Raw genomic sequence first — 13644 nt, forward strand, 5'->3', positions numbered from 1 at the left:
ACACGTTGCTGTGCTGATTCTTACAGTCCTGCACCAGGTTCACAAGTACGACCCCAGTTCACATACGTGAAAACGAAGGGCTGCAACGATGCGCCGTGGAACCGCCACAACACTCGCCACACTCGGTGTGGCCGCCCTGCTCGCGGGCTGTGGAAGTTCGACGCCGGCCGCATCGAACAAGGACCCGAACAAGCCCCTCGAGGTGTGGACCCGCTCGACGGAGGCGACCGCGAAGGTCTACGAGAAGATCTTCAAGTCCTTCACCGAGAAGACCGGTGTGCAGGTCGACTACAAGCCGATCTTCAACGACTTCGACAAGCAGGTGCAGCAGCGCGCCGCGTCGAAGGACCTCCCCGACGTCGTCATCACCGACACCGGCTCGCTCGGCAACTTCGTCAAGCAGGGCTGGACGACGGAGATCAAGCGCGAGGACATCGCGGGCGGCGGCGACATCGTCGACAGGGCCTGGAACAACGGCAAGGGCGCGGACGGCAAGTACTACGCCATCCCGTACTCCACGCAGGCGATGGTCACGCTGGTCCGCAAGGACTGGCGGGAGAAGCTCGGCAAGCCGATCCCCACGACGTGGGAGGAGCTCGACGACCTGGCGCGGGCGTTCACCAGGAACGACCCCGACGGCAACGGGCAGAACGACACCTACGGCATGCTCGTGCCGGGCACGGTCGACCGCGGCTACCTCGCCTGGTGGGCGGCCAGCTACATCTGGCAGGGCGGCGGCGACATCCTCGAAGAAGAGGGCAACGGCAAGTTCTCCGTCGGCATCGACTCGCCCGAGTCGACCAAGGCGATCGAACGTCTGCGCAAGCTCTTCTGTGAAGACAAGGTCATGCAGCCGGGATCGCTGACGCTGAGCACCAACGACGCGCACCCGCTGTTCGAGTCCGGCAAGAGCGGCATCTACCTGACCGGCCCGTACATGATCGGCCGCTTCGACAAGTCGGTAGGCAAGGACAAGTACGAGGTCATCGCGTCGCCGCGTGGCCCGGCCGGTGCCACCGTGCTCGGTGAGGGCGAGGACATCTACCTGATGGCCGGCTCCGCGAAGACCGCCGACCAGAAGAAGCTCGCCGAATACCTGATCACGCCTGACGCGCAGAAGGCCGGCATGAAGGGCGACCCGCAGCCGGTGGTCCGGCTTCCCGTCAACAAGAACGTCGACGTCAACGCGACGTACAACGACCCGCGGTGGGCGACCGTGGCGGGCGTGTACAAGAGCGAGGCGCGGCCGTTCCCCAGCGTTCCGAACTTCACGCCCTTCCGGCAGAAGACCTCGGAGACCCTGAACTCGATCTTCGCCAAGTGCCCAGCCGACTCGTCGGCTGAGCTCAAGACCCTGGCGGAGGCGCTGAAGAAGGAACTCGAGAACCAGAAGGCGTCGCAGTGACGGCAGTTCGAACCGTCAGCGACACCCCAGACGTGGGCTCGACGGCTAGTGGCGGCGGTGCCGTCGAAACCCACCCCGTGAGGCGGCGCCGCCGGCGCCGCCTCACGGGAGCCACCTTCATCCCGTGGCTGTTCCTGCTCCCCGCCGCGCTGATCTTCCTGGTCTTCAAGTTCATCCCGATGGCAGAGGGAATCCGGCTCTCGCTGTTCGAGGTCCGGCCCTTCCTCGGCGACATCTTCGTCGGCTTCAAGAACTACGCCACGATCCTGCAGGACGAGAAGTTCCTGACGGCTTCGTGGCACACCCTGGTCCTGGCCGGTGGGCAGACGCTCGGAGCGATGCTCATCGGCTTCTTCCTGGCACTGCTGCTGGAAGGCCACACCAAGTCGCTGTGGTTCGTGCGGTCCGCGGTGTTCCTGCCCGTGGTCGCCGCGACCGCCGTCATCGGTGAGATCTGGCGGCTGTTCTTCTACCCGGCACCCGAAGGCTTCCTCAACGAGGTCATCTCCTGGGTCGGCCTCGGTCCCTGGGAGTACATCCACGACACGGACACCTCACTCGTGTCGGTCATGTTCGTCGGCATCTGGAAGCACGCGCCGTACGACATGGTGCTGATCCTCGCCGGGCTCGCCGGCATCGACCGGCAACAGTACGAGGCCGCCGCCATCGACGGAGCCTCGACGCTGCAACGGATCTGGAACGTCACGCTGCCCGCGTTGCGCCCCGTCGTCACGATCCTGCTGACGCTGGCGGCGATCCGCGGCCTGCGCGTCTTCACCGAGGTCTACGTCCTGACCGGCGGTGGTCCCGCGGGATCGACCGACGTCTGGATGACGCGCGTCTACACGACGGCGTTCGAGCAGTCGGAAGCCGGGCTCGCATCGGCTGGTTCCGTGCTGTTGTTCCTGGTTACCTTGATTCTGACGGTCAGCGTGCAGTGGTACCGCCGAAGGAAGGAGGCGCGATGAGCGTCAACTCCAGCCGCTTCGACAGCGCCATCGGCTGGTCCACCCGCCCGGACGCGTGGGTCAGCAAGGGCATCCGGGTCGTTTTGAGCGCCCTCGCTGTAATCCTTTTCTGCGGTCCGCTGCTGGTCATCTTCTCCGGCGCGTTCGACAACAACCCGGACCCGACCCAGCTGTCGGTGATTCCCGACAACCCGTCGTTGCGGAACTTCCAGGTGGCGACGGAGAACAAGATCTGGGACTACCTGGTGAACTCGCTGGTCATCGCCGGTGGTGCCCTGCTGTTGCAGCTGGCGGTGAGCGTGTTCGCCGCCTACGCGTTGGCACGCAAGAAGTTCCGCGGTCAGGCCATCGCGTTGTTGGTCATCCTTGCCACGATGATGTTGCCGGAGGAGGTCATCGCGATCCCGCTGTCGCTGGTGATCGGAGACCTACCCCTGGTGCACGTGAGTCTCAAGGGCACCCTGCTCGGCGTCATCCTTCCCCTGGGGGCGTGGGGTTTCTCCATCTTCGTCATGACGGAGTTCATGAGGGAGATCCCCGCCGAACTCGAGGAGGCGGCCAAAGTGGACGGTGCCGGGGAGCTGCGTCTGTTCGCGCAGATCATCCTCCCCCTGTGCAAGCCCGCGCTCGGCGTCATCGCCGTGTTCGGCTTCAACATGATCTGGGAGCAGTACCTGCTCCCCCTGATCGTCGCCGCTGACCCCTCCGATTACACGCTCACGGTCGCACTTCTCGCCCTCAGATCCGACGACCAGGTCGGGACGGGCATCGTGCTGGCCGGTGCGTTGCTGGCGCTGGTGCCGAGCCTGATCGTGTACCTGTCGCTGCAGAAGTCCTTCCTGCGTGGGATCACCACCGGAGCGATCAAGGGATGAGTGTCTGGTATGCAACTCGATGGTGTGTTGTTCTTTCCGGTGACCCCGTTCGACACCGAGGGGAACATCGCGTTCGACGTGCTGGCTGAGCACGTCAAGCACGGTGTCTCCGCCGGGCCAGGCGCGGTGTTCGTCGCCTGCGGCACCGGCGAGTTCCACGCCTTGGAGCTGGGCGAGTTCGAGCGTGCGGTGGCGGTCGCGGTCGAGGCGACCGCGGGCAAGGTGCCGGTGTTCGCCGGTGCGGGCGGCTCGGTCGCGTCGGCCAAGCAGTTCGTGCAGGCGGCCGAACGCGCCGGTGCCAACGGCATCCTGTTGCTGCCGCCGTACCTGGTGACCAACCCGGCCGCCGGTCTCGTGCGGTTCGTGGCCGAGGTCGCGGGCGCCACCGAGCTGCCGATCATCGTGTACCAGCGCAACAACGCGCGGTTCACGCCGGAAACCGCCGTCGAGGTCGCGCGGATCCCGAACGTGGTGGGCTTCAAGGACGGCATCGGCGACCTCGACCAGATGCAGCGGATCGTGCTGTCGGTGCGTGCCAACGTTGACAAGCCGTTCCAGTTCTTCAACGGCCTGCCGACCGCGGAGATGACCCAGCTCGCGTACCGGGGGATCGGCGTCGAGCTGTACTCGTCGGCGGTGTTCTGCTTCGCGCCGGAGATCTCGATCGGCTTCTACAACGCCGTGCAGGCGGGCGACACCGAGCTGGTGAACCGCTTCCTGCTCGAGTTCTACAAGCCGCTGGTCGAGCTGCGCGACAAGGTCCCCGGCTACGCGGTCGCCCTGGTGAAGGCCGCTGTACGCGCGAACGGGCTCGACGTCGGTGGCGTGCGTCCGCCGCTGATCGACCCGACGGACGAGCACCTCGCCGCACTGGACAAGATCATCGCCGCGGGTAAGGCTCTTCTGGCATGAAGATCACCGAGATCGTCCTGACACCGATCGCGTTCCGCGACCCGCCGCTGCTGAACGCGGCCGGCGTGCACGAGCCGTGGGCGCTGCGCACGATCGTCGAGGTGCACACCGACGAAGGCATCTCCGGGCTGGGGGAGACCTACGGCGACCTCGGGCACCTGGAGCGCTCGCGGTCCGTTGTGGACTCGCTGATCGGCCTCGACGTCTTCGCGCTCAACGAGATGCACGCGCGGGTCGCCGCGGTTCTCGGCGGCACGACCGGGCTGGACAAGCACGGGCTGACCGGGAACATCACCGCGGAGAGCACGGTCGACCGCGTGTACTCGCCGTTCGAGGTCGCGTGCCTGGACATCCAGGGCAAGGCGCTGGGGCGCCCCGTGCACGACCTGCTGGGCGGCGCGGTTCGTTCCGCGGTGCCGTACTCCGCCTACCTGTTCTACAAGTGGGACGGGCACCCCGGCGCCGAGCCGGATGAGTGGGGCGAGGCGATCGACCCCGCCGGCATCGTGGCCCAAGCCCAGAAGATGATCTCCGAGTACGGGTTCGGGTCGATCAAGCTCAAGGGCGGTGTGTTCCCGCCGGAGCAGGAGATCGAGGCGATCCGCGCGTTGCGCGAGGCGTTCCCGCACCACCCGCTGCGGCTGGACCCGAACGCCGCCTGGTCGCCCGCGACGTCGCTGAGGGTCGCGGCCGAGTTGGACGGCGTGCTGGAGTACCTGGAGGACCCGACGCCGGAGATCTCCGGAATGGCGGAGGTGGCCGCGAAGGCGCCGATGCCGTTGGCCACCAACATGTGCGTGGTCGCGTTCGAGCACCTCAAGCCGTCGGTGGAGCAGGACGCCGTGCAGGTGCTCCTGTCCGACCACCACTACTGGGGCGGTCTGCAGCGGTCGCGTCAGCTGGGCATGATCTGCCAGACGTTCGGCATCGGGCTGTCGATGCACTCGAACTCGCACCTGGGGATCTCGTTGGCCGCGATGACGCACCTGGCCGCCGCGACGCCGAACCTGAGCTACGCGTGCGACACGCACTACCCGTGGAACGCCGCGGACGAGGTCGTCGAGCCCGGCGTTCTGTCCTTTGTGGATGGTGCGGTGCCGGTGCCCACCTCGCCGGGCCTCGGTGTCTCGCTGGATCGCGACGCGCTGGCGCGTCTGGCGGAGAACTACGTGCGTTGTGGCATCACCGCGCGTGACGACACGGGGTACATGCAGAAGTTCGACCCGAGCTACGAGAGGAAGCGTCCCCGGTGGTGAAGTCGGTTGTCCACGCCTATCCGTGGGACCTGATCGGAGACCCTGAGGCGGTTGCGCGGTATCAGGGGCTCGGGGTGGACGCGATCGCTCTGGCCGCGTCGTACCACACCGTGCGGGCGGCGACTCCGTTGCATCCTCGGCACCGCTTGGTCGACGCGCGGCACGCGGCGTTCTACCTGCCGGTCCGGGAAGCGAACTTCGGCCGGCTCGTGCCCGCCGAACCGTCCTGGATGGACAGTACGGATTCCTTCGGTGAAGCGGCCGCTCTGGTTCGTGCGGCCGGACTTCCGGTGTACGCGTGGACCGTGCTGACGCACAACTCGCGCCTGGGCGATCTGCACCCGGACGTGACTGTCGTGAACGCGTTCGGAGATCGCTACCCGTACGCCCTGTGCACGGCCCAGCCCAACGTCGTCGAGTACACGTCGGTGCTGGTGGCCGAGGTGCTGGAGCTCGGTGCGCCGGACGGGATCATCCTGGAGGCGTGCGGGCCGCTCGGGTTCGTCCACGGCGGCCACCACGAGAAGACCGACGGCACGGACTGGAATCCGGTGCAGCAGAAGCTGTTGTCGCTGTGCTTCTGCTCCGCCTGCACCGCCCTGTACGCCGACCCGGACGCCGTGCGTGAAGCGGTCCGGGCCGGGGTTGATCGCGGCGCGCCCAGCGTCGAGGACGCGCTGGGTTCGCTCGCGGACGACGTTCGGGCCGTGCGCACCGGGATCGTGCGGTCGTTGCGACAGAAGCTGGTCGGCCAGATTCGTGCTGCCGCGCCCTCGGTCCGGATCGGTATGCACGTGACGGCGGATCCTTGGGGCACCGGGCCGTTCGCGACCGTCGCCGGTGGTTTGGGTGCGGACATCGACGTGCTGACCACGATGTGCTGGCCTGGTCCTGAAGTGGCGGTACCGGGCATCGAGGCCCTGCGAGCGGCAGCGCCGGACACGCGGATCGCCGCGTACGTGCTGGGATTGCCGCCCAAGCCCGCCGACGGCGCGGCGCTGTCGAAGGAGTGGCTGGCCTACCTCGACGCCGGAGTGGAGGAGTTCCACCTCTACCACGGTGGCCTCGCGTCGGACGCTCGCCTGCAGGCGCTGCGCGAGGCGGTCGCGGCCGTAAGCCGGTAACTGTGAAGCGAACTCACTGCAACCCGTTGTGAGCACGGTTCCGTCCTCTGACCATGAGGCACATTGGAACCGTAGTTGGCACTGGCGTCCTGCTGCTGGTGGTTTCCGCTTGCGGCAGTGCGCACAACGCAGGCACTGGGGCAGGTGGCGGTCCGACGTTGCCGACCGCCACTTCCTCGTCTGAAGTGCCACCGGGTATCGCGCCCGGAGAGATCCCGCCGGACGGCAAACCGGTGACAAAGCTGGACACCAACGCTTTGCCGTCGGAGTACCCGCGCACGGTGTGGACCCAGGGCGACGGCAAGACCGTCGGTGTCATCGCCCAGGAAGGCGGCTGCGGGAAGGCCAGCGCGTCCGTGCTCGAGCAGTCGGCTTCACTCGTGAAGATCGAGCTCGTCGAGACGCTTCCGCTGACCAAGCAGGCGTGCACCATGGACATCCGCTTCCCTCCGCTGACGGTGCAGCTCGCCGAGCCCCTCGGTGAGCGGACTGTCGCGCTGACGTCGCGGCAGGAACAGAAGTAGACCTCCTCCCCACGGTGCCCGGTCGGCTTCTGCCCCGCCGGCCGGGCATCTCTTTCACTCGGCCCCTTGGGCTGATTTGCAAGGATGGTGCGCATGAGACACGTCGTCGCTGCCGTTGTTCTCGCCGCCGTGCTGGCCGGCTGCTCGTCCGGAACGCAGTCGGGCGCGCCCGGTTCCTCCAGCGGCGTGCCCACGACGGGCACGTCCACGCCCGGCTCCACCGGTTCGTCCGGCACGAACCCGACGTCCGCCCCGGTCCAGCCTCCGGTCTCGATCTCGGAGGAAAAGCCGGTCGTGCCGCCCAACGTGACGGCGGTGCCCAAGGAGAAGGTCGACACGACATCGTTGTCAGACACCTACCGGGACGAGGTCTACGTCTTCGGCGACGGTCGTGACATCGAGGTCTTCGGTGTGGGCGGCGGCTGCAAGGAAGCGCGCGCGGAGGTGTCCGGCCAGTCCGCCGACCTCGTGCAGATCACGCTGGTCACGATCACCAAGCAGCCTCCGGGCACGGTGTGCACCCAGGAGATCCGCCAGGTGCCGCTGACCGTGCGCCTGGCCGCGCCCCTCGGTGACCGCCGCCTGGTGCTGGAGTCCCGCGAGGAGACCGGCTGATATATGGATCTTCGCCTTGAGGATTCGGCACTGGGGAATCGTGTACTTCACGTGTACGACGTCGGTGACGGCGTGCCGGTGTTCTGGCACCACGGCACGCCCAACCTCGGCCTGCCGCCGGAACCGTTGTTCCGGCCAGGCGTGCGGTGGATCTCCTACGACCGCCCCGGCTATGGCACGTCGAGCGCAGTGCCGGGAAGACCGGTGGCGTCGGCGGCAGCTGATATATCGCATATCGCCGACGCGCTGGACATCCCGCAGTTCGCGGTCTTCGGTCACTCGGGCGGCGCACCACATGCCCTCGCGTGCGCTGCCCTGCTACCGGACCGCGTGACCGCCGTCGTCGCCGCCGCGCCCTTGGCACCGTTCGACGCGGACGGCCTCGACTGGTTCGCCGGCATGACCGCCTCCGGCGAGGCGTCGCTGAGAGCGGCGGCTGCCGGCCGTGCGGCGAAGGAGGCGTACGAGGCTTCCGGTGCCGAGTACGACCCGGAGTTCACCGCGGCCGATCTCGAGGCGTTGAACGGCGCCTGGTCCTGGTTCGGCAAGGTCGTCGAACCCGCGCTGGCGAACGGCCCGGGCCCGCTGATCGACGACGACCTCGCCTACGTCACGCCGTGGGGTTTCGACCCGGCGTCCATCACCGCGCCGACCCTCCTGCTGCACGGCGAGCGTGACGGCACCGCCCCGGCCGCCCACAGCCGATGGCTCGCCTCCCGCATCCCAGGCGCCGAGCTCCGCCTCACCGCAGACGACGGCCACATATCAGTTCTCAACCACGCCCCAGCCGCTCTCGACTGGCTCCTGTCCCGCTGACCTGCCCCTTAGCAATGGGTCTTTTGACGACGTCGTCAAAAGACCCATTGCTAAGGTCGTTGCACACGACGGCCGGGCCAACCGATATATCAGTTGGCCCGGCCGTGTCGGTGTCTTAGCGGCGGAAGCTGATCTGCAGCGTCGGCGCGGACGTCTCGGCGAAGAAGTCGTTGCCCTTGTCGTCGACGACGACGAAGGCGGGGAAGTCCTCGACCTCGATCTTCCACACCGCTTCCATGCCGAGCTCGGGGTACTCGAGGACCTCGACCTTGCGGATGCAGTCCTGGGCCAGGCGCGCCGCCGGGCCGCCGATCGAGCCCAGGTAGAAGCCGCCGTGCGCCGCGCAGGCGTTGGTGACCTGCTTGGAGCGGTTGCCCTTGGCGAGCATCACCAGTGAGCCGCCCGCTGCCTGGAACTGCTCCACGTAGGAGTCCATGCGGCCAGCCGTGGTCGGGCCGAACGAGCCGGAAGCGTAACCCTCCGGGGTCTTGGCCGGGCCCGCGTAGTAGACCGGGTGGTCCTTGAGGTACTGCGGCATCTCCTCGCCGGCGTCGAGGCGTTCCTTGATCTTGGCGTGCGCGATGTCGCGGGCCACGACCAGCGGGCCGGTCAGCGAGACGCGGGTCTTCACCGGGAGCTTGGTGAGGACCTCGCGGATCTCCGACATCGGGCGGGTCAGGTCGATGCGGACGACCTCGTCGGACAGGTCCTCGCCCTGCACCTCGGGCAGGAACTGGGCCGGGTCGCGCTCCAGCTGCTCCAGGAACACGCCCTCGGGCGTGATGCGTGCCTTGGCCTGGCGGTCGGCCGAGCACGACACCGCGACGCCGACCGGGCACGACGCGCCGTGGCGGGGGAGCCGGATGACGCGGACGTCGTGGCAGAAGTACTTGCCGCCGAACTGGGCACCGATGCCGAAGTTGCGGGTGAGCTCCAGGACCTGCTGCTCGAGGTCCGTGTCGCGGAACGCGTGGCCGAGTGGCGAGCCCTCAGTCGGCAAGGTGTCGAGGTAGCGGGCCGAGGCGAGCTTCGCGACCTTGAGGTTCTGCTCGGCGGACAGACCACCGACGACGACCGCCAGGTGGTACGGCGGGCAGGCCGCGGTGCCGAGCGAGCGCAGCTTCTCGTCGAGGAACGACGCGAGGCGCTTCGGGTTCAGCAGCGCCTTGGTCTCCTGATAGAGGAACGTCTTGTTCGCGCTGCCGCCGCCCTTGGCCATGAACAGGAACTCGTACACGGGCTCCTGGCCGGGCTTGTGGAACACCTCGATCTGCGCGGGCAGGTTCGTGCCGGTGTTCTTCTCGTCCCAGAACGTCACCGGAGCCATCTGCGAGTAGCGCAGGTTGAGCTCCTGGTAGGCCTCGAAGACACCGCGAGCGAGCGCCTGCTCGTCGTTGCCGCCGGTCAGGACGGTCTCCGAGCGCTTGCCCATGATGATCGCCGTGCCGGTGTCCTGGCACATCGGCAGCACACCGCCCGACGAGATGGCCGCGTTGCGCAGCAGGTCCATCGCGACGAAGCGGTCGTTGCCCGACGCCTCCGGGTCGTCGATGATCTTGCGCAGCTGGGCGAGGTGCGACGGGCGCAGCAGGTGCTGGATGTCGCGGATCGCTTCCTTCGCGAGCAACGTCAGCGTCTCGGGCGCGATCTCGAGGAACTTGCGGTCACCGGCCTCGATCAGCTTCACCCCGTCCGACGTGACGAGGCGGTACTCGGTCTCGGTGTCCTTCGCGAGCGGAAGGACGTCGGTGTACTCGAAAGTGGTGGGCACGGCGTACACAACTCCAACGGTGTGCAGTTCGGATCAGAAAACCGTACCGCCATCAAAGGGGCGTACCGATGTGATCCCCGACCAGGGTGATGTTCCGTGCCCCACAAACGCGGAAGGCCGGGGCAGCCCCCGGCTGCCCCGACCTTCCTTCGCGTGCGAAACCCGACTCACGTCCGGCGTCGCGTGGCTCTGGTAACGCCCGACCGTGCCGTGAGTTGAGTCACAAGTCAATACTGCCGGACGGGTGAGATCCGACCGTGACTACGAGGCGTATGCACGCAGCTTCGCGGCGCGTTCACCCTGCCGCAGCTTCGACATGACCTCGCGCTCGATCTGCCGCACGCGCTCCCGCGACAACCCGAACCGCTTGCCGATCTGGTCCAGCGTGCGGGGCTGACCGTCCTCGAGGCCGTAGCGCAGCCGGATCACGGCCTGCTCCCGCGGTTCGAGGGTCGCCAGCACGCGGCGCAGGTCGTCCTGCAGCAGGCCGGAGATGACGGCGCTCTCGGCGTCGGTGGCGTCCGAGTCCTCGATGAAGTCACCGAGGGGAGCGTCCTCCTCCGTGCCGACCGGCATGTCGAGCGATACCGGGTCACGAGCGTGGTCGAGCAGGTCGGCGACCTTGTCGACGGACAGGCCCGACTCCTTCGCGAGCTCCTCGTTCGTCGCCTCGCGGCCGAGCGTCTGGTGCAGGTCGCGCTTGATCCGCGCGAGCTTGTTCACCTGCTCGACGAGGTGGACGGGGAGGCGGATGGTGCGGCCCTGGTCGGCCATGCCGCGGGTGATGGCCTGGCGGATCCACCACGTCGCGTACGTCGAGAACTTGAAGCCCTTGGTGTAGTCGAACTTCTCGACCGCGCGGATCAGGCCCAGGTTGCCTTCCTGGATCAGGTCCAGCAGCGGCATGCCGCGGCCCGTGTAGCGCTTGGCGAGCGACACGACGAGCCGCAGGTTGGCCTTGAGCAGGTGGTCCTTGGCGCGGCGGCCGTCACGGACGAGCTCCCCCAGCTCTTCGCGACGGGTGGGGGTGAGGCGCTTGGCCGTCTCCATGACGTGCTGCGCGAACACACCGGCCTCGATGCGCTTGGCGAGCTCCACCTCCTCCTCGGCGGTGAGCAGGGCGGTCTTGCCGATTCCGTTCAGGTAGACTCGAACCAGGTCGGCTGCTGGACCCTGGGCGTCGAGGTCGTGGTCGACGGCGGGCGTGTTCTCTCCGACTTCACGGTCGGAGATCCTCGTCACGGTCATGGATCTCCCTCCCCCTGCTGCGGGCGACGCTGCTGTCGGTCAGGACAGACGCGCGTGGCGGTCAAGGCGGCGCGGCGCTGCGCCCTGGTTGCCGGTTGCGGCGGGCCCGCTCGGGATCCCATCGCTAGCTGGCTGATACCTGGGTAACGAAGACGATTCCGAATTCGTTCCCGACTTCCTGACCTGAAGACGTCACCGCTGTCACAGCGGTTGCGCGACTAATCTGAGGATTGGCTGAGAACCGTTTAGTCAGACCTCGACGAGCACGGTGAACGGGCCGTCGTTCACGCTCCGTACCTTCATCATCGCCCTGAATCGTCCCGTTTCGACGCGGGCGCCCTTTTGGCGTAGTTCCTGCACGACGGCGTTCACCAAGGGTTCCGCGTGCTCGGGCCGCGCGGCCGCCGTCCAGGACGGGCGGCGGCCCTTGCGCGTGTCGCCGTAGAGCGTGAACTGGCTGACGACCAGCAGCGGAGCACCGGTCGACTCACATGACTGCTCGTCATCGAGGATGCGCAGCCCGTGCAGCTTCTGGGCCATTTTGCGGGCGTGCTCGGCCGTGTCGTCGTGGTGGACGCCGAGCAGCACCAGCAATCCGGGTTCGTCGATCGCGCCGACGATCTCCCCTTCGACTTCCACGCTCGCCTCTGTGACGCGCGCCACAACAGCTTTCACGCGGGAATCAACATTCCGTGCCGGATGAGATCGCGCACGATCGGCAACGCCGCTTCTGCATCGATTTCTCCGTAAGCGAACTCGAGCAGTGAGAGCAGGTCTTCCAACGGCAGCGCACCCGTGCACCCGGCGACGAGCTTCGCAGTCGCCTCGTCGACCTCGTGCTGCCAGCCCGGCCCGTCGGTGCGGTGCAGCCGTGCGACGACCTTGCGCCAGCCCTCCTCGCTCGGCTCGGACACCTCTTCGAGCAGCACGGTGTCCGCGACCCGGAACCGGTGGCCCAGCAGATCGGGGTTCTCGCGCAGCCACGCGACGTTGTCGAGCCACCGCCCCGCCTCCGGCCCCAGCGGGTCGTCGTAGGCGTGGCGGAGGTCTTCACACACGACCTCGGAGTGCATCTCGTCGGTGCGCCGCAGCGTCACGTACCCGAAGCCGACGCCCTCGACCTGGTTCTCCTCGAACCAGTCGAGCCACGCCGCGGCCTTCCGCTGACCCTCGGGGCTGCGCGGGTCGACGCCCGCGTCCTTGAGCCACGTACCGACGTACAGCGCTGGCTCGGCGATGTCGCGCTGCACGAACCACGCGTCCAGCCCGCCGCGCGGCAGCCAGCCCGAGACGCGCTCGGCCCAGTCCTCGCCCTTGCGGTGCAGCCACGACGCGAGCAGCTGGCCGACGCCGCCCTCGTTCAGGAACGCGGGCAGCTGCCGGATGACCAGCGCCGACGCGTCGTCCCCGCCGAGGCCGGAGTCGCGGTAGACGTAGTCGACGCGCGGCGGGCCGACGACGAACGGCGGGTTGCACACGACCTGGTCGAACCGCCGGTTGCGGACCGGGCCGAACCACTCGCCCTGCAGCGTCTCGACGTCGAGGCCGTTGATGCGGAACGTGCCCTGCGCGAGCCTCAGCGCACGCTGGGACAGGTCGGTCGCGGTGATGCGGCCGGCGTGCTTGCTGGCGTGCAGCGCCTGGACGCCGCAGCCGGTGCCGAGGTCGAGGAGCGTGCCGACCGGGGTGCGCCTGGTGGCGCGGGCGAGGCTGATGGAGGCGTGGCCGACGCCGAGCACGTGGTCCTCGGGGACCGCTCCGCCGCGCAGGTCGGAGTCGAGGTCGGCGATGACCCACCAGTTGTCCTCGTAGGGCCTCACGTCGAGGCCGGCCTTCAGGTCCTTGGTGAGGATCTCGTTCTTGACGGCGTCGTCGATGTCGACCCCGTCGAGTGCCTTGCGGACGTCCTGCTCCGGCTCCTGGTCGCCGAGCAGGAACAGACGGATCAACGTGCCGAGCGTCCCGGCGTCCCTGCTGGCGCGGCGGGCGGGCTCGGGCTCGCCACGGCCGAGTGCGGCGTGGGCCTGCGGGCCGAGGGCGTCGACGACGCCGTCCGCGGTGTAGCCGGCGTTCAGGAAGGCGTCGCGCAGGCGGGCGCACAGGTCAACGGAGAGATCGGGGTGCACGAGA

13 protein-coding genes are annotated in these 13644 nt (G+C 67.9%); 9 read left to right on the forward strand and 4 right to left on the reverse strand.

All coding sequences use genetic code 11. The features are described 5' to 3' along the window. Nucleotides 1-88: 88 nt before the first annotated feature. From IEZ09_RS25460 to IEZ09_RS25500, 9 genes are all read left to right on the forward strand, one after another. Nucleotides 89-1405: an ABC transporter substrate-binding protein gene (locus IEZ09_RS25460; protein ID WP_189256270.1), complete on the forward strand. Its 1317-nt coding sequence runs from the start codon at nucleotides 89-91 to the stop codon at nucleotides 1403-1405. A gap of 77 nt (nucleotides 1406-1482) precedes the next feature. Then, nucleotides 1483-2373 (forward strand): carbohydrate ABC transporter permease, encoded by an 891-nt coding sequence (locus tag IEZ09_RS25465; protein WP_229812949.1) that lies wholly within the window; start codon nucleotides 1483-1485, stop codon nucleotides 2371-2373. Further along, nucleotides 2370-3248, forward strand: a complete 879-nt coding sequence (locus IEZ09_RS25470; protein WP_189256271.1) for a carbohydrate ABC transporter permease — start codon at nucleotides 2370-2372, stop codon at nucleotides 3246-3248. Before IEZ09_RS25465 ends, IEZ09_RS25470 begins: the two co-directional genes overlap by 4 nt. 9 nt (nucleotides 3249-3257) lie before the next feature. Then, nucleotides 3258-4160 (forward strand): 5-dehydro-4-deoxyglucarate dehydratase, encoded by a 903-nt coding sequence (locus tag IEZ09_RS25475; protein ID WP_189256272.1) that lies wholly within the window; start codon nucleotides 3258-3260, stop codon nucleotides 4158-4160. After that, the gene (locus tag IEZ09_RS25480; RefSeq protein WP_189256273.1) at nucleotides 4157-5416 is read left to right on the forward strand and encodes a glucarate dehydratase family protein; all 1260 of its coding nucleotides are present in this window, start codon (nucleotides 4157-4159) and stop codon (nucleotides 5414-5416) included. The genes IEZ09_RS25475 and IEZ09_RS25480 overlap by 4 nt, the downstream gene beginning before the upstream one ends. Further along, nucleotides 5413-6540, forward strand: coding sequence for a hypothetical protein (locus IEZ09_RS25485; protein ID WP_229812950.1), 1128 nt, complete (start codon nucleotides 5413-5415; stop codon nucleotides 6538-6540). Before IEZ09_RS25480 ends, IEZ09_RS25485 begins: the two co-directional genes overlap by 4 nt. A 233-nt stretch (nucleotides 6541-6773) precedes the next feature. After that, entirely contained in the window at nucleotides 6774-7064 is a 291-nt protein-coding gene (locus tag IEZ09_RS46760; protein WP_229812951.1) for a hypothetical protein, read from the forward strand. 93 nt (nucleotides 7065-7157) lie between these two features. Further along, nucleotides 7158-7679 carry a hypothetical protein gene (locus tag IEZ09_RS25495; RefSeq protein WP_189256276.1) on the forward strand — a complete coding sequence of 174 codons (522 nt, stop codon included), beginning with the start codon at nucleotides 7158-7160 and terminating at the stop codon, nucleotides 7677-7679. A gap of 3 nt (nucleotides 7680-7682) precedes the next feature. Continuing rightward, on the forward strand, nucleotides 7683-8495 hold the full coding sequence (locus tag IEZ09_RS25500) for an alpha/beta fold hydrolase (RefSeq protein ID WP_189256277.1): 813 nt from the start codon (nucleotides 7683-7685) through the stop codon (nucleotides 8493-8495). Between the two features lie 115 nt (nucleotides 8496-8610). Here IEZ09_RS25500 and IEZ09_RS25505 read toward each other — a convergent pair whose 3' ends face one another. The 4 genes from IEZ09_RS25505 to IEZ09_RS25520 form a co-directional block, all read right to left on the reverse strand. Continuing rightward, nucleotides 8611-10275, reverse strand: coding sequence for a fumarate hydratase (locus tag IEZ09_RS25505; protein WP_370467749.1), 1665 nt, complete (start codon nucleotides 10273-10275; stop codon nucleotides 8611-8613). 252 nt (nucleotides 10276-10527) lie between these two features. Further along, nucleotides 10528-11514 (reverse strand): sigma-70 family RNA polymerase sigma factor, encoded by a 987-nt coding sequence (locus IEZ09_RS25510; protein ID WP_189256278.1) that lies wholly within the window; start codon nucleotides 11512-11514, stop codon nucleotides 10528-10530. Between the two features lie 249 nt (nucleotides 11515-11763). Continuing rightward, the gene (dtd, locus tag IEZ09_RS25515; RefSeq protein ID WP_189256279.1) at nucleotides 11764-12189 is read right to left on the reverse strand and encodes a D-aminoacyl-tRNA deacylase; all 426 of its coding nucleotides are present in this window, start codon (nucleotides 12187-12189) and stop codon (nucleotides 11764-11766) included. Beyond that, on the reverse strand, nucleotides 12186-13640 hold the full coding sequence (locus tag IEZ09_RS25520; protein ID WP_229812952.1) for a DUF7782 domain-containing protein: 1455 nt from the start codon (nucleotides 13638-13640) through the stop codon (nucleotides 12186-12188). Before IEZ09_RS25520 ends, dtd begins: the two co-directional genes overlap by 4 nt. Between the last annotated feature and the right edge of the window lie 4 nt (nucleotides 13641-13644).

It is taken from the genome of Lentzea flava, from assembly GCF_014648475.1.
Classification (GTDB): Bacteria; Actinomycetota; Actinomycetes; order Mycobacteriales; family Pseudonocardiaceae; genus Lentzea; species Lentzea flava.